Here is a 25,241-nt window from a genome sequence, read left to right on the forward strand (position 1 = left end):
TCAGGACTTTCCGAGATAGCGGTCGAGAACATTTTTGGTCACGCGTTCGACCATCGCGTCCTGCCTTAGCAGGCCGGCGACCCATTCGCAGCTTCCGGCATGGAAGACCTCGCCTTTGCCGCGCGGGAAATTGACGATCATGCCGTTGCCGCGCTTGACCTTGTCGAGATTGGCGTCGCTCGCCTCGCCGAACAACGTCTCGGCGGTGAAGCGGCCGTCCTCGTCGGCGAGGAACTGGTCCTCGACCGGGATGTCGGCGCTTTCCTCGACCTGGCTCGCCATGCCGACCGCCAGCACCTGCAAGCCGTCCGGCGCGCCGCTGGTCGCGGTCGGGTAGGGCAGGCCGCCACGGATCTCGAAATCGAGGCCGTCGACTTCATAGCCATAGACATGGCTGTCGGCGCCGAGCAGGTCGCCGTAATAGATGCCGGTGCCGGCGAATGCCCAGTGCTCGGGACGGTAGACCGGAAAGCCAGGCACGCCGCGCGGCGCGCAGCCGCCCCAGCCGGCATAGACGCCTCGGGTCGCGTTGAGGCCGAAGGTGGCGCTGCCGGGACGGCCGATCTCCGGCGCTTCCCAGGAATTGGTGGCGCGGGTGACGTCGCCGCCGCGATAGGCCGGGTCTTCCGCGCGTGCCTTGTATTTGTAGCAGACCTGGCGGCGGCCTTGGTCCTCCAGCCTCGTCTGCCACATGAAATTGCCGGCGAAGCGCGCCGCATGTCCGCCGCGCTCAACATAGGTGTCGACGGCATCGCGCATCTCCCAGGTCCAGTATTCGTCGTGGCCGACGAAGACGACGCAGTCATAGCCGTCGAGGATTTCGGGCGAGAAATGGAGCTCGTGCTGGCTGGCGAGATCGACCTGATAGCCGGCGCGCTCGGCGAAGCGGAAGAAATGGCTGTCATAGCTCGCCCAGCCCGAAGAGGCATATTTCTTCGAATGTCCAGTGGCGAAAGCCCATTCCATGTGCGGGTAACGCGGCACTGTCTTCGGCGGCACCGCCACTTCCAGCGGCACGCGCGGCGCATCCTTGGGCAGCACCACGAAGCCGCGGCACCAGGGGCGCTGCGTTGACACCGTCGTCGCGTACTGGTCGCGGTTCGGGCCGGTGATGCCCTGATAGTGGTTCGAGCCGCCCCATGTGTTGTAGGCGAGCCAGGTGCCGGTCGCGGCGACCTGCAGCAAGCGGCCGGGCTTGCGGCCGGGCAGGGGGGTGACGATGAAGAGATGATGGCTGTGGATCGGCGTGCCGTCGCGGCCTTCGGCCGAGAGCGTCACGCGATAGGCGCCGGACGGCCAGTCGTCGCCGACGCGGAATTCGAACGAGGCCTCCCAGCCGCAGCCGTCGACAGAGCATTGGTCGGGCGTATCTTGCCAGCGCGCCGACAGCCCCGCTCCCTCGAAGACTATTGTTTCGCTGTCGCCGTCGCGAATGATGGCGAGGCTGAATTGCGGCGCCGACGCGCTGACGAAGAGCGTTACCGTCTCGCCGGGGCGATAGGAAAACCGGTCACTGTAGCACCAGATCTCGCCGCTCGGGCCATCCATTCCCGGCCATTCGTAATAGTGGCCGCGCACCGCCTCGCGGCGCTGCTCGGGCGTCAGCCCGAAATCGGGGAATTCACTGGGCAGTTGCGTCAAGGAACACCTGAGGTCACGAGGCCGTCATTGAGACCATTGGCCGCCCAAGCGTCAAATGGAAAGCATCGGGCCAGCGCGCTCGCGCTTGGCCGCCGCCGGCAAACCAACTATTCATGCTGAGGCGACATTCTCGCCGAGGAGCCGACATGCTGCGTGTGCAAAAGGTCAAGGTCGACGACATCTACGTGCCGACGGCGCGGCGCAAGACGCTGCATCCCGAGACGGTGCGCCATCTTGCCGAGGATATTCTCGAAAACGGCATGAAGACCCCGATACAGGTGCGACACGACGGCAAGCGCCACATCCTGGTCGAGGGGCTGCATAGGCTCGAAGCCGCGAAGTGGCTCGGCGAGACCATGATCGACGCTTATCTCGTGCAGGCCAAGCGCCACTGATCCTTCTTCTTTGGAGTCGCCTGCCGAGGCGCTTCCACTCTCCCTCGAATTATTTAGCGGGCCATGTCGGCTTGGGTTCTGCCACCGCGTCCTTGAGGCAACGCAAGCGGAGAGGAGACTGAAATGCCCAAGACCCTGTTTTTCGCCATCCTTGCTTCGGCAATGACCCTCATAGCCTCGCCGAGCGCACAATCCGAGGATACCAAGCCTGTCATGACCAGTGAAACCAAAGCTCTCTTGAAGCCGGAAAAATCCGGCCTGCTGCCGATCGACGGCGTGAACTACTACTACGCCGTCTACGGCAAGGGCGAGCCGCTGCTTCTTTTGCATGGCGGCCTGGGTTCGAGCGACATGTTCGCGCCGATCCTGCCGAAATTTGCCGAACATCGCACGGTGATCGCCGTCGACCTGCAGGGACATGGCCGCACCGCGCTCGGCGAACGGCCTCTAGGCCTTGAGGCGATGGGCGACGACATGGCGGCCATCGTCAAGGCGCTCGGCTACGACAAGGTCGACGTCATGGGCTATTCGCTTGGCGGCGGCGTCGCCTTCCGCATGGCCGTCCAGCATCCCGAAGCGGTGCGTCGGCTGGTCATGGTGTCGACCGGCTACGCCGCCAACGGCTTCTATGACGAGATGCGTCCGCAGCAGGCGCAGGTGAGCGCGGCGGCCGCCGAGTTCATGAAGGACACGCCGATGTACAAATCCTATGTCGCCGTGGCGCCGAAGCCCGAGGATTTCCCAAAACTGCTCGATGCGCTCGGCGCCTTCATGCGCAAGGACTATGATTTCTCGGCCGACGTGCCGAAGCTGAAGATGCCCGTCATGCTCGTCTACGGCGACAGCGACATGTACAAGCCCGAGCATGAGATCAAGTTCTTCCAGATGCTCGGCGGCGGATTGAAGGACGCCGGCTGGATGCGCGAGCACCTGTCGCAGAACCGGCTGGCGATCATCCCCAACCGCACGCATTACGACGTGTTCTTCGCGCCGGAACTGGTCGCCAGCACGCTGCCGTTCCTCGACGGTGTCACCAAGGTGAAGACCTGGGACGAGATCGTCAGCGAATGAATCCTGGCCGCTGGCCGCCTAACGCAGCCGGCCAGCGGCATCAGCTCAAGCGATCGTATCCCATCAATGTTTTTTGATTGACCCTGCCATGCCGGCCACTACGGTGCCCGGCATTTCCTCGAGGCAGGTGTCTGGTGATGACCAAGTATGAGGGCGGATGCCTTTGCGGCGCGGTGCGCTACAGGGCCGAGGCCGAGCCGATCAACGAACGCATCTGCCATTGCCGCATCTGCCAGAGAGCGATCGGCGCCGCCTTCAATGCGCGACTTCTGTTTCGCATCGACGATGTGACCATCGAAGGACCGGTGGCGACGATCAATTCCACGCCAGACCTCAAGCGCGGCTTCTGTCCGGTTTGCGGCACGACTTTGTTCTCACGCCGCGATTCCAGGGGCATTCTCGGCATCACCTCCGGCTCGCTCGACGACCCGTCGCTGTTCAAGCCCGACATGCATTTCTGGACCGCGTCGAAGCAGCCCTGGGTGATGCTTGACGATGGCCTGCCTCAATATGAAGGCGCGCCGCCGGCGTAGCTTCTTCCTTCTCCCCTTGTGGGAGAAGGTGGCCGAGCGAAGCTCGGTCGGATGAGGGGTGTTCCAGAGAATACCAGCGTCTCACTCCGCTGGAATACCCCTCATCCGTCTCGGCGCTTGCGCGCCGATCCACCTTCTCCCACAAGGGGAGAAGGAAGAAGGCCTGCACAAAAATTTCATCTTCGATTCATGACATAGCCGGCAAAGCGTCATTGGCGGGCCATCTTTGGCTGCCTATCTACGCGCTATGCGGGAAGGCATCGAGGAGGCGACGGATGAGCGAGAGCATCAACACCCTGGACGAGCTTTTGAACGACCCGATGGTCCAACTCGTGATGGCGCGCGACCGCGTGCGCCCGGCCGAGCTTCGCCTGCTTCTGGAAAAGGCTCGCGACAGGGCAAGCGATGATTCCCGCATCGATCAGGCTTCGGTGCCGCCGGCGCATGTGGTGGCAAGAAGCTGCCTGAAGCAGTGGTTGTACCGCTGAGGCAACTCCAGGGAAATTGGTCAGCTCGAATTCGCGGGCAAGTAACTGTAATGGCTACGCAAATAGGCGAGCTTGAAGCCGAGCCGGTCGTAGTTGCGATAGGCCGGCCCGTCGCGGTCGGGGCGCGGCGCCTCGATATCGGCGACAAACAATTTCGCACCGGCGGCTATGCCGTCGCGGACCAGCCTTTCGCCAAGCATGGCGTCAAGATCGAAGCTTGGCGCCATGATGCCCGGTACCGGCGCGTCGATGCCGGTCCAGGCGGCCCCGTCTGAGATGAAGAGCGAGCGCACGGCGGCGACCGCGCCCCTGCGTTTCAGCATGTAATGATGCCAGCCCTTGCGATCGACAAGCGCCATCAGCCAGGGCGAGGTGGGGAGCCTGTATTTGGCATCGATGAAAGATGCCCATTCCGAAGCTGTCCTGGGCGTGACCTCCTCGATCACCAGATCGTCAACCGGGATCAGCGGGTCGCTCGGGAAAAGCGGTTCGTCCGCCAGCGGCGTCGCGTCGCGATAGATGCGCTCCCAGCCGCCTTGCTGCTGCATCCCGCGCGCTTCCAGCCAGCATCTCAGCCGCGACGGCTCAGTGTGTGGATTGGTATAGAACCACGGCCGCCTGATGCCGGCATCGCGGTAATGCGCGAGCAACGTGTCGACCTGTTCTTCCGTCGCCGGACCATCGACGCCGATATTCTTCACGCAGTTGAAATGGATGAACGGGATCGTCGTGCAGGTGGTCCAGACAAGATCGCCGTCCTTGTCAATCGTCAGCCCTTGCCGGGCCGCGAAATCCGCCGGCGCCGCCTCGTAGAGGTCGAGCCAGGCAGCGACCTCGGCGCGCTCGATGGCGCGGCTGGTATCGCGCGACACCTCCTCGATCGCAATTTCGGCAGCATGCGTTTCCGGCGGCGTGACCGGCTCCAATTCCGACAGGGCGGCGGTCGACATTGTGATGCTCCTCCGATTTGCCTTACAGTGTAAGATTAGCGGAGAATAATATGGCGGTGCCAGTTGTCAAGCAGGATTAGCGGCACCTTACAAATCCGTGAGTTGGAATCACGCTATCGTGAGGCTAAGCCTGTCCTCCAGGCTTTTCGAATGACGATTCACTTTTTGCCCCCAAGAACGATAGGGGCACGGGGAAAGGACCGGGATGACCGACGTCTGCACGCAAGGACTGGATACCGGCTTTGTCGGCCTGGGTTATGCCAAGGTGGCATTTCTCGGCATCGTGCAAGGCATCACCGAATTGCTGCCGATCTCCTCGACCGCGCATATGCGCATCGTGCCGGCCGTGCTCGGCTGGCAGGACCCCGGCTCGGCCTTCTCCGCCGCCATGCAACTGGCGGCGCTGGCGGCGGTGGTCAGCTATTTCTGGAGCGATGTCAGGGACGTGCTGTTCGGTTCGGTTGCGGCGATCTCGCGACGCGATTTCGGCGACCGCTATTTCCGCCTGGCGATCAGCATCGTGCTTGCCACCGTCCCGATCGTCATTGTAGGCCTCGCGCTTTCCGGCGTGCTCAACGCCTGCAACTCGCCGCTGCGGGGGCTGGCCGTCATCGGCTGGGCCTGTATCGCCATGGCGATCCTTTTGGCGCTCGCCGAGATATTCGCCAGCCACAAGCTCGTGCTGCGCCAGGCATCGATCCTCGACGCGCTGCTGGTAGGCGTCGCCCAGGTCGGCGCGCTTATTCCCGGAGTCTCCCGCTCGGGCTCGACCCTGACGGCGGCGATGGGGCTGGGCTTCGCCCGGCCGGAGGCGGCGCGCCTGTCCTTCCTGCTCGGCCTGCCGGCCATCGCGCTGGCCGGCCTCAAGGAGCTCTATGAACTGCACAAGGTGCATCTCGATGCGCATGGCTGGTCGATCCTGGCCGTCGGCCTTGTCGTTGCCTCGATCTCGGCTTTCTTCGCGATCTGGGGGCTGATGCGCGTGCTCGAGCGCTTCTCCGCCTGGCCGTTCGTCATCTATCGCGGCCTGCTCGGCGTGGTGCTGCTGATCGGCGTCGCGACCGGCTGGCTTATCTAGAGGTCTCGGCCCACTCCGCTATATCGACGCCGACGCCCGGGTGTGCTGATGGATCTTGGGACTCTGCTGCAATCCGTGCCATTGCTTGCGACGCTGGTGAAATCGGCGGCGCCGGCGGCAATTGGCGCCGGCATGGGCCTCGGCCAATGGCTGGCGGCGCTGCCGCCCTGCCGCAACCAGGTTTTTGAGAGCGCGACCTATCTGGTCTGCGAAGCCGACCCGAAGCATTTTTCCATCGAGCTGTTCTGGAAGAACAAGGACGGCGATCTCTACCGATCGCTGCACAATCTGCGAAGCGCGCAGCAGGCGACGGGGCGCACCATGCTCTTCGGCATCAATGCCGGCATGTATCATCCCAACCTCGCGCCGGTCGGCCTCTATGTCGAGCGCGGCAAGCAGGTCACGCCAGCCAGGACCGGATCGGGCACCGGCAATTTCTCCATGCAGCCCAACGGCATCTTCTATATCAGCGCCGGCAAGGCCGGGGTTCGCGCGACCAAGGATTATCTGAAGCGCCCGCCGCGCGTCGACTATGCCACGCAGTCCGGGCCGATGCTGGTCATCGATGGCAAGCTGCATCCGAAATTCCGTTACGACGGCACGTCGCGCAAGATCCGCGATGGCGTCGGCGTGCGCGCCGACGGGGTTGCGGTCTTCGCGATCTCGAACGATGTCGTGACCTTCCATCAATTCGCGCGGCTGTTCCGCGACCGGCTCGGCTGCCCGAACGCGCTCTTCCTCGATGGCTCGATCTCGAGCCTCTATGCGCCCGGGATCGGCCGCAACGACGATTTCTGGAATCTGGGGCCGATGATCGGCGTGTTCAGGCGCTAGCCGAGAACCGCTTCGGCGCCACTCCGAATCATTCGGTAGCGCCAAAGGTAAATTTTGATTCAAACTTTGTTGGTAATTTCTCATTAGGAATGGGGTTTCCGGCGGCGCTGTCCCTGCCTTCGGTCTGTTTTGTTTAGCGTACAGGTCAAGATGCGGATTTTCGGCGTCGTCAGTTTCATGCTCGCATCGCTTTGCCTCGGCGGCTGCTCGTCTACGTCCGGCGTCGATGCCTTGCAGATGCCGTCCAATGAGACGACGAGCTCGGTCGTGCGGCCAAGCGCGCCGGTGTCGAAGGGCGCGAGGACAGCCGTCGCCGAAAGAACCGTCGAGACCGCATCGATGTCGGACGCCGCGCGCATCAAGCCGCCGGCGCCGTTGCTTGGCGAAGGTAACGCGAGCCCCGGCGACGAGAACTCGCGCCTCGGCGACGAGAATTCGCGCCCCTTCGGCCTTGCCGAGGAGGAGACGGTGAACTTCCCGGCGGCCGATCTGCCGGACAGCGTCGAGCCGCCGGTGCAGGAGGCAGCACTCGTCTCGCCGCCGAAGCGGCTGTCGCGCGCCGCGCCCGCGATGCTCGCCGGTCCGGTCACCCGCTATGCGTTCCGCGACGCCAAGCCGATCAATTTCGGCCGCTCCTCACCGCGCCACCTTGCCGTTCACGGCGTCGACGTCTCGCGCTGGCAGGGCAACATCAATTGGGGGAAGCTGCGCGCCCAGGGCGCCAATTTCGCCTATATCAAGGCGACTGACGGCGGCGACCATCTCGACCCGATGTTCATGAAGAACTGGCGCAACGCCGATGCCGCCGGGCTGAAGCGGGGCGCCTATCATTTCTTCTACTGGTGCCGCACCGCGGGCGAGCAGGCCGACTGGTTCATCCGCAACGTGCCGAAGGTCGACGGCGCGCTGCCGCCGGTCATCGACGTCGAGTGGAACGGCGAGTCTTCCTGCAAGCGGCGGCCTTCGCGTGAAAAAGTACTGGAGAAGATGCAGGTGTTCATGGACAGGCTGGAGCGCCACTACGGCCAGCGACCCATCATCTACACCAGCCCCGACTTCTATCGCGACAACCTGCGCGGTGCCTTCCAGGACTACCCGTTCTGGCTGCGCGCTGTGGCCGCGCACCCGTCAAAGGTTTATCCGGGCCGCAGGTGGCTGTTCTGGCAGTATTCCGGCTCCGGCCTGTCGCATGGCGTCAGCGGCCGCATCGACCTCAACGTCTTCCACGGCGACGAGCGCCAATGGCGCGCCTGGCTGGGCGGCGGGCAGATGGTGGCCGACGCGGATTGAGCCGGAGTTTTCCCTTCTCCCCTTGCGGGAGAAGGTGGCCGCGAAGCGGCCGGATGAGGGTGCTCCAGCTTGATGCAGACCTTCGCAAACGACTGATGATCGCCAGCATCTCACTCCGCTGGAACCCCTCATCCGTCTCGGCGCTGCGCGCCGACCCGCATTCTCCCATAAGGGGAGGAGGGGAAGCACCGGCGCCTCACGCGCGGGCGTCGGCCGGTGAGGTCGATGGCAATTTCGGCATTTCGCTAACCATGCGCTCACCCTGTCTCTTAGAGGTGCGGCAACGGGCTTCCGGTAACGTGTCCGTGATCGCATTTCGGAGAGGTTTCGATGCGCAAACTGATTGTTACTGCCGCTTTGGTAGCCGCCGTCGGCTACGGATTTTTCAACTCGCACATGCGGGGCAGCGAGCCCAAGGACAATGTGGTCGCCTACTCCACCACCGACGCGGCGATGCAGGGCGCCAAGGCCAAGGGCCATTCGACGCTGCCGCGCTTCCATGAACTGATAGCCGCACGCACGCCTGGCACCTACACCGTGAAATTTCCGCTGACCCAGAACGGCGCCACCGAGCATATCTGGATGCAGCTTGTGGCTTTCAGCGACGGCCGCTTCGTCGGCCTGCTGGCCGACAAGCCGGTCAATGGCAACCAGTACAAGATGGGCGATCGCATGACGGTGGCCGAGGCCGACGTCGAGGACTGGATGATCCGCAACGGCGGCGACGTCTATGGCGGCTACACGGTGCGCCAGGCGCTGGCGGATATGCCGAAGGAACAGGCGGCGAAATACGGGATCGCGTTCAAGGATTGAGCGCTCTTCTCCTTCTCCCCCTGGGGGAGAAGGTGGCCGCGAAGCGGCCGGATGAGGGGTGTTCCAGCTTGATGGAAGCCTTGCCGGTTGGGGGCGCCGCAGCAAGATCGCCAGCCTCTCACTCCGCTGGAACACCCCTCATCCGTCTCGGCGCTGTCGCGCCGATCCACCTTCTCCCACAAGGGGAGAAGGAGAGGGCGCTCATGCCTCGGCCCGACCACGGTGAAGCGTGCAAAACGGAGCAGAATTCTGCATCGCTGCAACGCTTCAAAGTCACGGAATGGATTCCAGGGTCTGCGCGCGTCGCTTCGCTCCTTGCTCCGCCCTGGAATGACGAAGCAGAAGGGGCATCGCCACCTACCCCCCGTTGATCATCGCCTCGATATTATAGCCGTCGGGATCGAACACGAAACAGGCGTAGTAATGTTCCGCATAATCCGGACGCGGTCCGGGCGCCCCATTGCCCGCCGCGCCTGCATCGAGCGCCGCCCGATAAAACGCATCGACCTCCGCCTTGCTCTTCACCCGGAAGGCGACATGCAGATGGGTGAGCGGCGGCTTCTCGCCCGTGCGCTGGATCTCGAACAGGCAACCATTGCCGACATCGAAGGCCCAGAACACGCCTTCCTTGCCGAAGGAGAGGCGATAGCCTAACGGCGCGAAAGCCTTTTCGTAGAAGAGCTTGCTCTTGTCGAGGTCGCTCACTTCGATGGTGATGTGGTCGATCATTGTCGTCGATGGATATGTTTGGCAGCGAGGCCTTAGGCACGGTAGGCGTAGCTGGCGGCAGCTATGCCTCTACATACTCCGCCAGGCTGACGCCTTTCGGCACATCCTGCCCGTCAGCACGCAAACCTTCGATGTGGAAGCGGATCGCATCACGGATTTCGGTTTCCACCTCAGCTACCGTCGCTCCGGTAGCGATGCAGCCTGGCAGGTCGGGCACATATGCAGAAAAGTTATTTCCGGCTTTTTCGATCACCACGGCGTAGCGCATACCATCACTCCTCAGGCCGGACTGCTTGAGGATGCTGTTCAACGTTCCTGGTGCAACCTCTTCAGACGGCTTGCCGGCCACGGTGACGCGGCCGGCTTTGGTCTTATGCTTATATTGGCGATGGCTGCCTTTGGTTGCAACCAAATACCAGCCGTCGGCCTCCAGCATGCGAATAACTTCGCGGACTGTAAGCCGAGGCGGCATCTAAGCTCTCAGCTGCATCCGCTCGTGCTTCCACACGTGTCGCACTTCTCGCAGGTGCCGTTCCGCACCATGGTGAAGTTGTGGCACTCGGAGCATTCGTTGCCGGTGTAGCCCTGGAGAAGCGATTGCTGGCGCCTTGTCGCGGCGAGCTTTTTCGCTTCGGCCGCCTCGTTGGCGGCAGCGTCGGTGAATAACGCCTCGGCGCCGCCGGCGGCTTCGGCTTCTTCTTCCACCATATCCTCGGCCAGTTCCCTGGCGCGCTCCTCATAGTCGCGCTTGTAGGCGATAGCCTCGTCGCTTGCCGGCTTCAGCGCCAGCACGTTGGAGCCTGAGAAGGCCGTCGGCGCAGCGCGGGCAGGGGCGGTCGACGGCCCAGAGCCGCCGAAACCCTTCGGGTCTGAACCAGCAGCGGACACCAGCTTCACCGGCGAGGCGCCGCGATAGAGGCCCTTGGAGAAGGGCGTCGCCTTGCCTTCGGTGATGCCGCGGCCGAGCGCGGTCTTGTCGAAGTCCGACTGGTCGACATGGGCGAGGTCGTGGCGGCCGAGATAGGAGACCGCGAGCTCGCGGAACACGTAGTCGAGGATCGACGTCGCGTTCTTGATGGCATCGTTGCCCTGCACCATGCCGGCCGGCTCGAACTTGGTGAAGGTGAAGGCCTCGACATATTCATCGAGCGGCACGCCGTACTGCAGGCCGAGCGAGATCGCGATGGCGAAGTTGTTCATCATCGCGCGGAAGGCGGCGCCCTCCTTATGCATGTCGATGAAGATCTCGCCCAGGCGGCCGTCGTCGAACTCGCCGGTGCGGAGATACACCTTGTGGCCGCCGACGACTGCCTTCTGGGTGTAGCCCTTGCGGCGGTTCGGCAGTTTCTCGCGGTCGCGGTAAAGCCGCTCGATGACGCGCTCGACGATCTTTTCCGTCACCTGCACGGCACGCTGCGCGGCGGGTGCCGCGATCAGCTGTTCGACCGCCTCGTCCTCGTCCTCGTCGTCGTCGACGAGCAGCGAGGCGTTGAGCGGCTGCGACAGTTTCGAGCCGTCGCGATAAAGCGCGTTGGCCTTCAGCGCCAGCTTCCACGACAGCATATAGGCGTTCTTGGCGTCCTCGACCGTCGCCTCGTTCGGCATGTTGATGGTCTTGGAGATGGCGCCCGAGATGAAGGGCTGCGCTGCCGCCATCATCAGGATGTGGCTGTTGATCGAGAGCGAGCGCTTGCCGATCTTGCCGCAGGGGCTGGCGCAATCGAACACGGGCAGATGCTCGGCCTTGAGGAAGGGCGCGCCTTCCAAGGTCATCGCACCGCAGACATGGATGTTGGCGGCGTCGATGTCCTTCTTCGAGAAGCCGAGAGCCGGCAGCATCTCGAAGGAGATGTCGCCGAGCTGCTCGTCGGTGAAGCCGAGCGTCTCCTTCACCCAGTCGGCGCCGAGCGTCCACTGGTTGAATACGAACTTGATGTCGAAGGCCGACTTCAGCGCTGCATTCAGCGCCGCGATCTTCTCATCGCTAAAACCCTTGGCCTTCAGCGAGGAGGGGTTGATGCCGGGCGCCTGGTTGAGGTTGCCGTGACCGACCGCATAGGCCTCGATCTCGGCGATCTGGCTCTCGGAATAGCCCAGCGTGCGCAGCGCTTCCGGCACGGCGCGGTTGATGATCTTGAAATAGCCGCCGCCGGCGAGCTTCTTGAACTTCACCAGCGCGAAATCGGGCTCGATGCCGGTTGTGTCGCAATCCATGACGAGGCCGATCGTGCCGGTCGGCGCGATGACGGTTGCCTGCGCATTGCGGTAGCCATGCTCCTCGCCGAGCTCGATGGCGCGGTCCCATGCGGCGCGGGCATGCTCGGCCAGCGCCTGCTGCTTCAGGTCGGAGGCGACCAGCGGCACCGGGTTGACGGCGAGTTTCTCGTAGCCGTCCTTGTCGCCGTAAGCGGCGCGGCGATGATTGCGCATGACGCGCAGCATGTTCTGGGCGTTGCGGTCATAGTCCGGGAAGGCGCCGAGCTCGGCGGCCATTTCGGCCGAGGTCGAGTAGGCGACGCCGGTCATGATGGCGGTGAGCGCGGCGCAGATGGCGCGGCCCTCGTCGGAGTCGTAGGGAATGCCCGAGGTCATCAGCAGGCCGCCGATATTGGCGTAGCCGAGGCCGAGCGTGCGGTATTCGTAAGAGAGCTTGGCGATCTCTTTGGACGGGAACTGCGCCATCATCACCGAGATTTCGAGCACGATGGTCCACAGCCGAACGGTATGCTCGTAAGCGGCGATGTCGATCGTGCCGTCTTCGCGGCGGTAGGGCAAAAGGTTGATCGAGGCGAGATTGCAGGCCGTGTCGTCGAGGAACATGTATTCCGAGCACGGGTTGGAAGCCCGGATCGCACCGGCGGAGGCGCAGGTGTGCCAGTCGTTCATCGTCGTGTTGAAGTGCAGGCCCGGATCGGCGGAAGCCCAGGCGGCGTAGCCGATCTTTTCCCACAGGTCGCGCGCCTTCAGCGTCTTCAGCACCTTGCCGTCCTTGCGGGCGGTGAGCTGCCAGTCGCCATCGGCCTCGACGGCGCGCAGGAAATTGTCCTTCAGCGACACCGAATTGTTGGAGTTCTGGCCGGAGACGGTGAGATAGGCGTCCGAATCCCAGTCGGTGTCGTAGGTCTTGAACGACATCGAGGTGTAGCCCTGGCGGGCGAACTGGATGACGCGGTAGATATAGTTCTCCGGCACGGCGTCCTTCTTGGCCGCCTTGATCTCGCGCTTCAGCGCGGTGTTCAGCGCCGGGTCGAAGCAGTCGTCGCCATGGCCTTCGCAATTGACGCAGGCCTTCATGATGGCTTCGAGATGCTTCTTGACGATCTTGGAACCGGTCACCAGCGAGGCGACCTTCTGCTCCTCATTGACCTTCCAGTCGATGAAGTCCTCGATATCCGGGTGGTCGGCGTCGACTATGACCATTTTCGCCGCGCGGCGCGTCGTGCCGCCCGACTTGATGGCGCCCGCCGCGCGGTCGCCGATCTTGAGGAAGCTCATCAGGCCGGACGAGCGGCCGCCGCCGGAAAGTTTTTCGCCCTCACCGCGCAGCATCGAGAAGTTCGAGCCGGTGCCGGAGCCGTATTTGAACAGGCGCGCCTCGCGCACCCACAGGTCCATGATGCCGCCCTCGTTGACGAGGTCGTCCTGCACGCCCTGGATGAAGCAGGCATGCGGCTGCGGGTGCTCGTAGGAGGACTTCGACTTGGTCAGCTTGCCGGTGAAGGGATCGACATAGAAGTGGCCCTGGCTCGGGCCGTCAATGCCATAAGCCCAGTGCAGGCCGGTGTTGAACCATTGCGGCGAGTTCGGCGCGACGCGCTGGGTGGCGAGCATATAGGCGAGCTCATCGCGGAAGGCGCGCGCGTCATCCTCGGATTTGAAGTAGCCGCCCTTGTATCCCCAGTAGGTCCATGTGCCGGCGAGGCGATCGAAAACCTGGCGCGCGTCGGTTTCCGAACCATAGCGCTCGGCCTCGGGCAGCTTGGCGAGCTCGGCCTCGTCGGCAACCGAACGCCACAGAAAGGAGGGAACGTCGTTCTCCTCAACCTTCTTCAGGCGCGCCGGCACGCCGGCCTTGCGGAAATACTTTTGGGCCAGGATGTCGGCCGCGACCTGGCTGAACTGCGCCGGCACATCGATATTGTCCAGGCGGAACACCACCGAGCCGTCGGGATTTTTGATCTCCGACAAAGCCTTGCGGAATTCGATCTCCGCATAGGCGGACTGATCTGGCTTGGTGAAGCGACGCTCGATGCGCATTGGTCCCGTTCCTTTGTGTCTATATATAGCGCCTTTCCCAAGGGATTGCTGCCCCACATGGCGAAAGCGCAGTCCGCCGTTTGCCAGCATCGCGGGCGACGCCGACACTCTCCTCGTCGCGGGCGCTGCCATGCAGACAAGCAAACGCCCTTCCAGGCGCTTACCCAGGTTGCCGGCCGACCCGCGGGTCCCTCGAACTGAAACTTTTGTCGATTCCCCCCGCAGAGGGAGGTTCACACTATCTAGCGTCGAGCCTGCCTGCAAACACTAAATATAGTGTTAACAGAACATTTTTTCCAGGCCGACAATTCTCCCTTTCGCCCACCCAAGCCCTAACGATCCCAACGCTTCCGCCGGCCTCGTGAACAGGCGGAAATCCGGGCAAAACGCACAAAATCCGGGAAAAAAGACCGGCCTCAGAACTCTCCGGTCGCGCCCGCTACAGGAGCGCATGGCCTATAAAAAGCGACTCGTTCCGACCCGTCAAGGATTCGTTTGCGTAGCTTTTATGACCCCAACATCTTGTGTGTCACATATGTGGATAACGGGGACATAAGAAGCCCGGCTTTGCAGGCGCTTGACGCGGCGACCGGCCAGGCCGGAAGCCGTGTCGGGCCGATGGCTTTTCATTTTAGCTGGCTTGCACTATCTGTTGCGTTCGCGCGGGGGCGCGCCTTGTCAACACCAAAAGCATCCGCTACGCCCCGCTCATGACAGTTACCGTACGTTTTGCCCCATCGCCGACCGGCCGCATCCATATCGGCAATGCGCGCACCGCGCTGTTCAACTGGCTTTTCGCCATGAACAACAAGGGCCGTTTCATCCAGCGCTTCGACGACACCGACATTGCCCGCTCGACGCAGGAATATGCCGATTCCATTCTTTACGACCTGCATTGGCTGGGCATCTTCCCGGATGTCACCGAATACCAGTCGCGCCGCTTCGAGATTTATGACGCGGCGGTCGAGCGGCTGAAGGCGGCGCGGGTGCTTTATGCCTGCTACGAGACGCCGGAAGAGCTCGACCTGCGCCGCAAGGTGCGCCGCACGCGCGGCCTGCCGCCGGTTTATGGCCGCGAGGCGCTGACGCTGACGCCGGAGCAGGTAGCCGAGTACCAGGCGGATGGCCGCCGGCCGCATTGGCGCTTCCTGCTGCCCAACTACACCAACGACCCGCTGCAGCCCGAGCGCACCGAGGTGCGCTGGAACGACCTGGTGCGCGGCGAGGAGACGGTCGACCTCGCCTCGCTATCGGATCCCGTCCTGGTGCGCGAGGACGGCACCTATCTCTACACGTTGCCCTCGGTGGTTGACGACATCGAGATGGGTGTCAGCCATGTCATCCGCGGCGACGACCATGTCACCAACACCGGGGTGCAGATCGCCATTTTCAAGGCGCTGGGCGCCGAGCCGCCGGTCTTCGGCCACCACAATTTGCTCACCACCGTGTCGGGCGAGGGGTTGTCGAAGCGCACCGGCGCGCTTTCGATCGAAAGCCTGCGCGAGGACGGCATCGAGCCGATGGCCGTCGCTTCGCTGGCGGTGCTTGTCGGCACGTCGGAAAATGTCACCGCCGCGCAAGATCTCAACGAGCTTGCCGGCCATTTTGACCCGGCTGCGACGTCCAAGTCCGCCTCCAAATTCGACCCGGACGAGCTCTTCGTGCTCAACCGCACGCTGATGCATCGCATGTCGTTCGAGGAAGCGCGCGACCGGCTGATGGTGCTTGGCATTTCCGGCGACAAGGCCGAGCCCTTCTGGCTTGCCGTGCGCGGCAATCTCGACCGCCTGTCGGATGCGGTCGCGTGGTGGCGTATCCTGAGCGAGGGTCCGCAGGAGCCGGCGGAATTTTCCGGCGAAGACCGCGATTTCCTCAATCAGGCGTTCGACGTTCTCCCCGAGGAGCCGTGGAACGGCACGGTGTGGAAGGACTGGACCGGCAAGATCAAGGAAGCCACCGGGCGCAAGGGCAAGCCGTTGTTCATGCCGCTGAGGCTGGCCCTTACCGGGCGGACTTCGGGGCCGGAGCTTTCAGATCTATTGCCGCTGATAGGTCGGGAAGGAACGCTGGCCCGACGACCCTGACCTTACGCTGATCGGGCGGCAGCGCCGAGACCGGCGACACCGGCACCTTGGTGGTCAGCCGCCTGATCGCATCTAGGTCGAGCCTGCCTTCGGCATTGGCGAGCGTTTCCGGATCGGCGCCCGGATCGGGCTTGGACGCCGGCATCGGTATGAAGGACGCTGCCTCGCCGTTCGGCTGCGATTGTTCAGGATCAGGCGGGTTGCCGCCGATGATCGTGAAATTGCCGGCCTGCGCATTGCAGCCGCAGGTGGGCGGGCGCGAGTAATTGGCCTGTTTGTAGAGATAGGCGGTCGGCAGCTCGCTGTAGGGTTGACCTGTCGCCGACGAGGTCATCGAGCCAGAATCGTCGTCCATTCCGCGCGAATAGAAGACCTGCATCTCGGTACCTGGGCAGCTCGACTCGCAATTCTTCTGGTCGCGCTCGAAGTCACCGATGGAAGCGGCATTCGACATCGGGAAGAAATAGCCGTCGCAGGTGCGCACGCACATCGTATGGAACTCGCCGCCCAGCCGGGGCAGGTCCATGCCGTCCGGCTGGTTGATGACGCGGCGAATGTTGCGCACGCTCGCATCATCGGGCGGCACGTCCGCCGAGTCCGGGATATCGGGAGCATCGGGCGTTTCGAGCTGCTGGTCCTGGCGGCCGAAAAGCTGCTCGAATAGATTGCCGCCGCCATTGTCGCGGGCCGCCTCCCGCAGCGGGGCGCGACGCGGTGCGATCTCGTCGTCACGGCAGCCATTGGCATCGAGCGCCGCCAGGATGCGGCTGCGGCCGCGCCGCGTGCCGCCGGCGGCCAGCCGCTCGCGCTTTCCCTGCAAGGTGTCGAGATTAGCGTTCATGCGCTCTATCGAGGCGTTGATCGCGGCGCATTGGCTGACATTGCGCGAAAACAGCGTGAAGCCGCAACCGGCGTCGCTTGCCCGGCCGCGGGCCTTGGCAAGCTGCTCGCTCTGGCGCTGGATGGCATCGTCATATTTGCGCACGATGCCTGGGCCTCCGCCACCGCCGCGGGCGGTGGCGAGTTCAGCTTCGAGCTGCCGGCATATGCGAGAGGCCGCCTGGGTTTCAGCGACGGCGACCGCTGAACCTGCAAGCGCTGTAAACAGCGCCGCGAGATGCGTCAGCTTCGACCCTTTCATCCGCCTGGAATCCCGATTGCCCGTGGCCGGAAAACTACCGCGTTCGTGGTTAACTGTTCCCTAGTCTGCAACCCGGCACAATTGCGCTTTGTCGCGTCACGTCAGTTCAAGTCGACGAGCGCCTGCGCCTTATGCGCCGCCTCGACTACCGCAAGCGCGGTCATGTTGACGACGCCGCGCGAGGTTACGGACGGCGTCAATATGTGCGCGGGCTTGTCGGTGCCGAGCAGGATCGGCCCGACATGCAGCGCGTCCATCATGGCGCGCAGCGCCGTCAGCGTGATGTTGGCCGAATCGAGGTTCGGGAAGACCAGCAGATTGGCTTCGCCTTTCAGCCGCGAATGCGGGTAGACGCGCTGGCGCAGATGTTCTGAAAGAGCGGAGTCGGCATGCATCTCGCCATCGCACTGGAGTTCCGGGGCGATGCGAGCCAGGATCGCCGCGGCCTGGCGCATCTTCAGCGCGCCGGGTGAATCGCGTGAGCCGAAATCCGAATGCGACAGAAGCGCTGCCTTCGGCTCGATGCCGAAGCGCTGGATTTCCTCGGCCGCGAGCACAGTCATTTCGGCGATTTCTTCCGCTGTGGGATCGACCGAGACATGCGTGTCGGTGAGGAAGATGATGCCGCGCTGCGAGATCAGCATCGACAATGTCGACAGGTCGCGGTCCTTGATGCCGGCGCGAGGCCCGATGATCAGCGTGACGTTGCGCAGATGCCGCTCGAAGCGGCCTTCGAGCCCGCAAATCATGGCATCCGCGTCGCCGCGCTTCAGCGCAAGAGCGGCGATCACCGTATTGTTGGTGCGCACCATGGTGCGGGCGGCTTCCGTCGTGATGCCGCGGCGGCCGGCAAGCTCGATCAGGAGGTCGACATAGTGGCGGTAACGCGGATCGTCTTCCGGGTTTATCAGGCCGAAATCGACGCCCGGACGGATTCGCAGGCCGTAACGCTTCAGCCGGACCTCCACGACATGCGGACGGCCGATCAGGATCGGCTCGGCAATGCCTTCCTCCAGCACCACCTGCGCGGCGCGCAGCACGCGCTCGTCCTCGCCGTCGGCATAGATGACACGCTTGGCGCTCGAGGTTTTGGCGGAGGAGAACACCGGCTTCATTACCAGGCCGGAGCGGAAGACGAAGCGGTTGAGCTTGTCGATATAGGCGGTGAAGTCGGCGATCGGCCGCGTCGCGACGCCGGTGTCGCAGGCAGCTTTCGCCACCGCCGGCGCGATGCGCAGGATAAGGCGCGGATCGAAGGGCGAGGGGATCAGGAAATCGGGGCCGAAAATCGGCGTCTCGCTGGAATAGGCGCGCGCCGCGACATCCGAAGGCTCCTCGCGGGCAAGGGCGGCGATCGCCCGTACGGCGGCCATCTTCATCTCCTCGTTGATGGCGCTGGCGCCGCAATCGAGCGCGCCGCGGAAGATGTAAGGAAAGCACAGTACATTATTGACTTGATTGGGAAAATCCGAGCGCCCGGTGCAGATCATGGCGTCCGGCCGCGCGGCGCGTGCCACTTCCGGCATGATCTCGGGATTGGGGTTGGCCAAGGCCAGGATCAGCGGTTTCGGCGCCATGTGCTGCAAAAGCTCCGGCTTCAGCACGCCGGCGGCAGAAAGGCCGAGAAAGACGTCGGCGCCGGAGATGACGTCGGCCAGCGTGCGCGCCTCGGTGTCCTTCACATAGGGATCTTTCCAGCGATCCATCTCTTCGACGCGACCCTTATGGGCGACGCCGAAACGGTCGGTGACCCAGATGTTTTCCACCTTGGCGCCGAGCGAGACCAAAAGGTTGAGGCAGGCGAGTGCTGCCGCACCCGCGCCGGACGTGACGATCTTGATGTCGGAAATCGCCTTGCCGGCCAATTCGAGCCCGTTGAGCACCGCGGCGGCGACGATGATCGCGGTGCCGTGCTGGTCGTCGTGAAAGACCGGAATGCCCATGCGGGCCTTCAGCCGCTCCTCGACCTCGAAACATTCAGGCGCCTTGATGTCCTCGAGGTTGATGCCGCCGAAGGTCGGCTCGAGCGCCGCAACCGTCTCGACCATCCGCTCGATCTCGGGCGCGTCGATCTCGATGTCGAAGACGTCGATGCCGGCGAACTTCTTGAACAGCACCGCCTTGCCTTCCATGACCGGCTTGGAGGCGAGCGGACCGATATTGCCGAGCCCCAGCACGGCGGAGCCGTTAGAGACGACGCCGACGAGGTTGGCGCGGCCGGTGTAGTCGGCGGCGGTGGCTGGATCGTCGCGGATCTCGAGGCAGGGCGCCGCCACGCCCGGCGAATAGGCAAGCGCCAGGTCGCGCTGGTTGCCGAGCGGCTTCGTCGCCTGGATCTCGAGCTTTCCCGGCGTCGGGTGCTTGTGGAAGAAGAGGGCGGCCTCGTCGAGGTCCGACCGGGCCGTTTTCTTGTTCTCGCCGTCCATTGCGGCCCCTCCCTGCGATACTGGTTTGGAGCCTTTTAGCATGCGTCGACGATTTCGCGACGCCAAAATCTCGGACTCCGGCCTTCACAATGCCGGAGCGTAAATAATCAAACGATTCCAGTCGGTTGGCATGAAAGTTTCGGGCGGATGAATAGCGGCTCGTCAGAACGCGCTGACGTAGAGGCCGCCGTCGACCGGGATGTTCTGGCCGGTGAGATAGCCGGCATGGACCGAGCACAGGAAGGCGCAGATCTGGCCGAATTCCTCCGGCGTGCCGAGACGTTTTGCCGGCACGTCGGCGCTTATGCGGGCCTTGCGCGCGGCCGCCGCGGCTGGGTCTTCCGGAGTGCCGGCCTCATGCGGGCCGCGCAGCCGGTCGGTGTCGAGCTTGCCGGGCAGCAGGCTGTTGATGGTGACGTTGCGGTCGATGACCGTGCGCGCCACGCCGGCGAGGAACGAGGTCAGGCCGGCGCGAGCGCCGGACGACAGGTCGAGACCGGGGATCGGAACATAGACCGACAGCGAGGTGATGTTGACGATGCGGCCGAAGCCGCGCTTGGCCATGCCGTCGATCACCGCCTGGATGAGCTCAATCGGCGTGACCATGTTCTGCGTCACACCCTCGAGGATCTTGGTGCGGTCGAGCTCGCGAAAATCGCGCAGCGGCGGGCCGCCATTGTTGTTGACCAGAATGTCGGGATCGGGGCAGGCGGCGAGCATCGCTTTCTGCACCTCGGGCTTCGACACGTCGCCGGCAACTTCGATGACATCGACGCCGAACCGGTCGCGGATCTCCTTGGCGGTCTTGGCCACGAGTTCGGCGTTGCGGCCGTTGACGACGAGATCGACGCCGGCTTCGGCAATCGCCATGGCGCAGCCTCGCCCCAGTCCCTTGCTCGAGGCGCAGACGATGGCCTTCTTGCCGCGAATGCCGAGATCCATGACGTTTTTCTCCTGATTGTGTCGCGCGCAAGCTAGCGCCTGAGCTGGACCAACCGCAACCGTCATACGGTTGTTGCATGAATCGGGGCATAGGCACGCGAAAGCAAAGGGTAAAATCGTGATGTCAGACCCAGAGCCCCGCACTTTCCGCGCCCTGTTCATTTCCGACGTGCATCTCGGCTCGAAAGCGGCCAAGGCCGATTTCCTGATCGACTTCCTGCGTCATCACGACGCCGAAATCATCTATCTGGTCGGCGATATCGTCGACGGCTGGCGGCTGCGGCGCAACTGGCACTGGCCGCAGAGCCACAACGACGTGGTGCAGAAGCTGCTGCGCAAGGCGCGCAAGGGAGCCTCGATCACCTATATCGCCGGCAATCACGACGAATTCGCCCGCCAGTTCCAGGGCGTGCATTTCGGCGGCATCGTCGTCGCCGACCGCGCCATCCACGAGACCGCCGACGGCCGGCGCCTGCTGGTCATCCATGGCGACCAGTTCGACACGGTGGTGCACAACCAGCGCTGGCTGGCCTATCTCGGCGACTATGCCTATGACGCGGCAATGCTGGTCAACCGTGTCGTGACCAAGCTGCGCCACCTGCTCGGCCTGCCTTACTGGTCGTTCTCGTCATGGGCCAAGGTCAAGGTGAAGAAGGCGGTGAACTTCATCGGCTCGTTCCAGACCGTGCTTTCGGAAGAGGCGCGGCGCTCGCATGTCGACGGCGTGATCTGCGGCCACATCCATCACGCCGCAATCGAGAACTACGGCGATGTGCAGTACATCAACACCGGCGACTGGGTGGAAAGCTGCACGGCGGTGGTCGAGCATTTCGACGGCCGCATGGAAATCCTGACCTGGGCGCATGTGTTGCCCGAGGTCTCGACCGGCAATGAAGCGCTGGTGCCGGTCGATATCATCGACCTCAAGGGCAGGGCGGCTCAGGCGGCTTGAGCCCGGCCGCCTTTCCCCGGCTCAGCCTGCTGCCTTCGCGTTGGCGCAGCGCTCGCTCGAAGGCCCCGTCCTTCAACAGCCTAGCCCTCGATCGATTGGTCCAGCCGGTTCCGTCGCGCTTTGCCGCATGTTAGGGATCGAGACACGTTGCATGGGAGTCGAATGCAGCGAAATTGGATCGATTCATGTCGCTGCCGCCGCTATCGCCCGAACAGCTTGTCAAGCCGAGCCATTTCGAACTGCGCATGAGCCTGATCTTCGCGACCTTGTTCGTCTCGCAAGGCACGCATCTGCCTTACTTTCCGCTCTGGCTGCAGGCGAAAGGTTTTCATGCCGAGCAGATTGCGGTCATCCTGGCCGCGCCGATGTTCCTGCGCGTGTTGACGACGCCGATGCTGACGGCGCTTGCCGACCGGGCCCGCGATCGCGCCGATGTCTATATCGCGGTAGTTGCGGCCTCCATGGTCATCTCTGCCGGCTATTTCCTGCCGGCCACCTATGCCGTCGTGCTCGCCGTGTCGCTGCTTTTGACGATCGTCTGGACGCCGCATTCGCCGATGGCCGATTCGCTGGCGCTTTCGGGCGTGCGCCGTTTCGGCTCGAACTACACGGCAATGCGCAAATGGGGCTCGATCTCATATCTGTGCGCCAATGTCGTGGGCGGGTTCATCCTGGCGGCCACGGGTCCGCAGGCGGTCCCGGTCATCATCTTCATCGCGCTCGGCGCGGCCCTGGTCGCGGCGCTGTTGTCGCCGCGCATGGGGCGGCCGCGCAAGGCCTCGCCGCTGTCGGCGACCGAGATCCAGCACAAGGCGCCGAGCCTGTTCAATGCCTATTTCCTTTATTTCACACTTGGCGTCGGAATCATCACCGCCAGCCATGCCTTCCTCTACGGCTTCGTCTCGATCTACTGGAAATCGATCGGAATCGGCGATTCCGTCGTTGGCCTGCTATGGGCCTGGGGCGTAGTGTCGGAAGTGTGCATGTTTCTGTTTTTCAACCGTATTTTTGCTTCCATCTCGGTCGCCAGGGTGATGGTGATCGCCGGCATCGGTTCGATCGTGCGCTGGATCGCCTTTCCGCTGGTCTGGCCGCTCGGTCTGGGCGTCGTCGGCTTCTTCGGCGTCCAGACGCTGCATTCGGTATCGGTGGCGATGGTGTTGATCGGCCTGCAGAAGATGATCGGCGAAACGGTCTCCGAAGAGCGCACGGGCGCCGCGCAAGGCATCGCCTATTTCTTCAACGGCTTCTTCATGGCGGCGGTGACGCTCGCTTCAGGCCCGCTCTATGACCGTTTGGGCGTCGACGGTTTCTGGGCGATGATCCCGATCGCAGTCGTCGGCATGGTGCTGATAGGCCTAGCTTCCCGTTCAGCCCCAAAGCACCCTGTCGGGGGGTGAAACCAGCGATCCCCGGTAGACGAGACCGGGCTCGCGATCTCGTGCCAGCAGCAGCGGACCGTCTAGGTCGACGAAGTCGGCGTCGTGCGCGAGCAGCACCGCCGGGGCCATGGCAAGCGAGGTGCCGACCATGCAGCCCACCATGATGCCGAAGCCGATTTCGCGCGCGCGGTCGCGCAACTTCAACGCCTCGGTCAGGCCGCCGGATTTGTCGAGCTTGATGTTGACGGCGTCATAGAGCCCGGTCAGCGCATCGAGGTCCTTTGCCGCATGCACGCTTTCGTCGGCGCAGACCGGCACCGGATGCGCGATCCGGCGCAGGATATCGTCTTTGCCCGCCGGCAGCGGCTGTTCGACAAGCGCGACGCCGTGCTGCGCGGCGAAGCTGAGGTTCGCCTCGACATTTTCGTCGGTCCAGCCCTCGTTGGCATCCAGGATGATGCGGCTTTCGGGAGCGGCTTCCGTCACCGCGCGGATCCTTGCCATGTCGCCATCGCCGCCGATCTTGACCTTGAGGAGGGGTCGCGCGGCATTGGCGCGTGCTTGCGCCGCCATGGCGTCCGGTTCGGCGAGCGACAGTGTGTAGGCGGTTTCCAGTGGCCTCGTCGGAAGCGCCCCGATGGTCGCCGCCACCGGCGTTCCGGTCAGCTTGGCTTCCAGGTCCCAAAGGGCGCAGTCGATGGCGTTTCGTGCGGCGCCCGCGGGCATGGCTGAGAGTAAGGCGGTCCGGTCGATGCCGGAGACGACCGGATCGCGCATGGCCTCGATGGCCGCGCGCACCCCCTCCATGGTCTCGCCGTAGCGCCTGTACGGCACGCACTCGCCGCGCCCGGAACGTCCCCCGTCAGCGATCGTTACGGTGATGACTTCGGCCTCGGTTTTGGATCCGCGTGAGATGGTGAAGGTGCCGGCGATCGGGAATCGCTCCATTTCGACCGAAATGACACGCGCCATAATTTTCTTCTCCGGCTGTGCGACACCGGTCTGCCGGCAAATCGACACACCAGTCCGGTCACGCTAAACAGGACGCCATGTTGACCATCCGCAAACGCGACGCAAGCGGCGAGGCCAAGGACGCCGAGCACCGGCCTCGCATTGCCGTGGGCGAGGAAGGGGGCGTGCTGGGCTGCGCCTTTTCCGGCGTGTGGACGACGCGCACCGTGGCGCTGGTCGATGCCGACATGCGCAAGATCGAGCAGAGAAGCGGCGCAAAACAGCTGATGCTCGACCTTTCCCACATCGAAAAGATGGACACCGCCGGCGCATGGCTTATCGACCGGTTGGCCAGCGCCTTCGAGAAGAAAGGCGTCGAGGTCCATTTGCAGGGGCAGAGCGAGATCGCTTCGATCCTGCTCGGCGCGGTCGGCGATGCGGTTCGCCGGGAGCCCGAATCGGGTCCGTCCGGGCCGCCCAACATCATCCTGCGCGCGCTGGAGCTGGTTGGCCGGCGTGTCTACGAGATGCGCGACGATTTCTTCGCCTCCATGAACATCCTCGGCGCCACGATCCGCGGCGCGCAGATGAAGCTCGGCCGCGGCCACGCGGTCAACCCGGCCGCGATCTTCAACCAGATCGATCGGATGGGCGTCGGCGCGATACCGGTGGTGGTGCTGATGTCGGCCATTGTCGGCGCCATCGTCGCCCAGCAGGGCGCCTACCAGCTCAGCTATTTCGGCGCTAACATCTTCGTGGTCGACCTCGTCGGCGTGCTGATCCTGCGTGAGCTCGGCGTGCTGATGACGGCGATCATGCTCGCCGGCCGTTCGGGCAGCGCCATCACCGCCGAGATCGGCTCGATGAAAATGCGCGAGGAGGTCGACGCGCTGAAGGTGATCGGCCTCAATCCGATCGGCGTGCTGGTCTTTCCGCGGCTCGTCGCGCTGGTGATCGGCCTGCCATGCCTCACGATCATCGCCAATTTTGCCGCGCTTGGCGGCGGCATCGTCGCTGCCTGGCTCTATTCCGATATCCCGCCGGCCGCGTTCATCGACAGGCTGCGCGTCGCCATCGACCTCAGCACCATCTTTGCCGGCCTGATCAAGGCGCCGTTCATGGCCCTCATCATCGGCATCATCGCGTCGGTCGAGGGTATGAAGGTCGGCGGCAGCGCCGAATCGCTCGGCCTGCACGTGACCGCGTCGGTGGTGAAGTCGATCTTCGTCGTCATCATCCTCGACGGGCTTTTCGCCATGTTCTACGCAGCGATCGGGTTCTGAG

21 protein-coding genes and 1 pseudogene are annotated in these 25,241 nt (G+C 63.7%); 12 read left to right on the top strand and 10 right to left on the bottom strand.

The window, feature by feature from the left end; translation table 11 throughout:
* The gene (locus tag LB520_RS03240; protein WP_224636408.1) at positions 1-1,641 is read right to left on the bottom strand and encodes a N,N-dimethylformamidase beta subunit family domain-containing protein; all 1,641 of its coding nucleotides are present in this window, start codon (positions 1,639-1,641) and stop codon (positions 1-3) included.
* 146 nt (positions 1,642-1,787) lie between these two features.
* Between LB520_RS03240 and LB520_RS03245 the strand changes: the two genes are divergently transcribed.
* The 4 genes from LB520_RS03245 to LB520_RS03260 all read left to right on the top strand — a co-directional run bounded on the left by LB520_RS03245 (position 1,788) and on the right by LB520_RS03260 (position 4,128).
* The gene (locus LB520_RS03245; RefSeq protein WP_042644583.1) at positions 1,788-2,036 is read left to right on the top strand and encodes a ParB N-terminal domain-containing protein; all 249 of its coding nucleotides are present in this window, start codon (positions 1,788-1,790) and stop codon (positions 2,034-2,036) included.
* 123 nt (positions 2,037-2,159) lie between these two features.
* Positions 2,160-3,107, top strand: coding sequence for an alpha/beta fold hydrolase (locus tag LB520_RS03250; RefSeq protein WP_224636409.1), 948 nt, complete (start codon positions 2,160-2,162; stop codon positions 3,105-3,107).
* A 137-nt stretch (positions 3,108-3,244) separates the two neighbouring features.
* On the top strand, positions 3,245-3,640 hold the full coding sequence (locus LB520_RS03255) for a GFA family protein (protein ID WP_095765229.1): 396 nt from the start codon (positions 3,245-3,247) through the stop codon (positions 3,638-3,640).
* Positions 3,641-3,915: 275 nt separating this feature from the next.
* Entirely contained in the window at positions 3,916-4,128 is a 213-nt protein-coding gene (locus LB520_RS03260) for a hypothetical protein (RefSeq protein ID WP_095765230.1), read from the top strand.
* A gap of 20 nt (positions 4,129-4,148) precedes the next feature.
* Here the strand turns inward: LB520_RS03260 and LB520_RS03265 are convergent, their stop codons facing one another.
* The gene (locus LB520_RS03265) at positions 4,149-5,078 is read right to left on the bottom strand and encodes a hypothetical protein (RefSeq protein ID WP_224636410.1); all 930 of its coding nucleotides are present in this window, start codon (positions 5,076-5,078) and stop codon (positions 4,149-4,151) included.
* 205 nt (positions 5,079-5,283) lie between these two features.
* Between LB520_RS03265 and LB520_RS03270 the strand changes: the two genes are divergently transcribed.
* The 4 genes from LB520_RS03270 to LB520_RS03285 all read left to right on the top strand — a co-directional run bounded on the left by LB520_RS03270 (position 5,284) and on the right by LB520_RS03285 (position 9,093).
* Entirely contained in the window at positions 5,284-6,156 is an 873-nt protein-coding gene (locus tag LB520_RS03270; RefSeq protein WP_224636411.1) for an undecaprenyl-diphosphate phosphatase, read from the top strand.
* A 48-nt stretch (positions 6,157-6,204) separates the two neighbouring features.
* Positions 6,205-6,990 carry a phosphodiester glycosidase family protein gene (locus LB520_RS03275; RefSeq protein ID WP_224636413.1) on the top strand — a complete coding sequence of 262 codons (786 nt, stop codon included), beginning with the start codon at positions 6,205-6,207 and terminating at the stop codon, positions 6,988-6,990.
* A gap of 150 nt (positions 6,991-7,140) precedes the next feature.
* Complete coding sequence (locus LB520_RS03280) at positions 7,141-8,280, top strand: GH25 family lysozyme (protein WP_224636415.1); 1,140 nt, start codon at positions 7,141-7,143, stop codon at positions 8,278-8,280.
* A 330-nt stretch (positions 8,281-8,610) separates the two neighbouring features.
* Entirely contained in the window at positions 8,611-9,093 is a 483-nt protein-coding gene (locus tag LB520_RS03285) for a DUF2314 domain-containing protein (protein WP_095765235.1), read from the top strand.
* A gap of 357 nt (positions 9,094-9,450) precedes the next feature.
* Here the strand turns inward: LB520_RS03285 and LB520_RS03290 are convergent, their stop codons facing one another.
* The 4 genes and pseudogenes from LB520_RS03290 to LB520_RS03305 form a co-directional block, all read right to left on the bottom strand.
* Positions 9,451-9,822, bottom strand: a complete 372-nt coding sequence (locus tag LB520_RS03290) for a VOC family protein (protein WP_224636417.1) — start codon at positions 9,820-9,822, stop codon at positions 9,451-9,453.
* Positions 9,823-9,883: 61 nt separating this feature from the next.
* Positions 9,884-10,090 carry a type II toxin-antitoxin system HicB family antitoxin gene (locus LB520_RS03295; protein WP_224636535.1) on the bottom strand — a complete coding sequence of 69 codons (207 nt, stop codon included), beginning with the start codon at positions 10,088-10,090 and terminating at the stop codon, positions 9,884-9,886.
* 9 nt (positions 10,091-10,099) lie between these two features.
* Positions 10,100-10,294, bottom strand: a pseudogene (locus LB520_RS03300) (type II toxin-antitoxin system HicA family toxin); the annotation flags it as partial.
* An 8-nt stretch (positions 10,295-10,302) separates the two neighbouring features.
* Positions 10,303-14,079 (bottom strand): vitamin B12-dependent ribonucleotide reductase, encoded by a 3,777-nt coding sequence (locus LB520_RS03305; protein ID WP_140841096.1) that lies wholly within the window; start codon positions 14,077-14,079, stop codon positions 10,303-10,305.
* A 710-nt stretch (positions 14,080-14,789) separates the two neighbouring features.
* Here LB520_RS03305 and gltX point away from each other — a divergent pair.
* The gene (gene gltX, locus LB520_RS03310; protein ID WP_224636419.1) at positions 14,790-16,163 is read left to right on the top strand and encodes a glutamate--tRNA ligase; all 1,374 of its coding nucleotides are present in this window, start codon (positions 14,790-14,792) and stop codon (positions 16,161-16,163) included.
* Here the strand turns inward: gltX and LB520_RS03315 are convergent.
* The 3 genes from LB520_RS03315 to LB520_RS03325 form a co-directional block, all read right to left on the bottom strand.
* The gene (locus tag LB520_RS03315) at positions 16,081-17,304 is read right to left on the bottom strand and encodes a DUF2865 domain-containing protein (protein ID WP_224636420.1); all 1,224 of its coding nucleotides are present in this window, start codon (positions 17,302-17,304) and stop codon (positions 16,081-16,083) included. The genes gltX and LB520_RS03315 overlap by 83 nt on opposite strands.
* Before the next feature lie 101 nt (positions 17,305-17,405).
* A complete protein-coding gene (locus LB520_RS03320; protein WP_224636421.1) occupies positions 17,406-19,730 on the bottom strand; it encodes an NADP-dependent malic enzyme in 2,325 nt (774 codons plus the stop codon).
* A 162-nt stretch (positions 19,731-19,892) separates the two neighbouring features.
* On the bottom strand, positions 19,893-20,672 hold the full coding sequence (locus LB520_RS03325) for an SDR family oxidoreductase (protein ID WP_224636422.1): 780 nt from the start codon (positions 20,670-20,672) through the stop codon (positions 19,893-19,895).
* A gap of 121 nt (positions 20,673-20,793) precedes the next feature.
* Here LB520_RS03325 and LB520_RS03330 point away from each other — a divergent pair, with 121 nt between their 5' ends.
* Complete coding sequence (locus LB520_RS03330) at positions 20,794-21,624, top strand: UDP-2,3-diacylglucosamine diphosphatase (protein ID WP_095765242.1); 831 nt, start codon at positions 20,794-20,796, stop codon at positions 21,622-21,624.
* Positions 21,625-21,809: 185 nt separating this feature from the next.
* Positions 21,810-23,024 (top strand): MFS transporter, encoded by a 1,215-nt coding sequence (locus LB520_RS03335; RefSeq protein WP_224636423.1) that lies wholly within the window; start codon positions 21,810-21,812, stop codon positions 23,022-23,024.
* On the opposite strand, the gene dgcA is transcribed toward LB520_RS03335, so the two are convergent.
* Positions 22,995-23,978, bottom strand: coding sequence for an N-acetyl-D-Glu racemase DgcA (gene dgcA, locus LB520_RS03340; RefSeq protein ID WP_224636424.1), 984 nt, complete (start codon positions 23,976-23,978; stop codon positions 22,995-22,997). The genes LB520_RS03335 and dgcA overlap by 30 nt on opposite strands.
* Before the next feature lie 77 nt (positions 23,979-24,055).
* Here dgcA and LB520_RS03345 point away from each other — a divergent pair, with 77 nt between their 5' ends.
* The gene (locus tag LB520_RS03345; protein ID WP_224532047.1) at positions 24,056-25,240 is read left to right on the top strand and encodes an ABC transporter permease; all 1,185 of its coding nucleotides are present in this window, start codon (positions 24,056-24,058) and stop codon (positions 25,238-25,240) included.
* The last annotated feature ends 1 nt before the right edge of the window (position 25,241 follow it).

The organism is Mesorhizobium sp. CA12, from assembly GCF_020165255.1.
Taxonomy (GTDB): domain Bacteria; phylum Pseudomonadota; class Alphaproteobacteria; order Rhizobiales; family Rhizobiaceae; genus Mesorhizobium.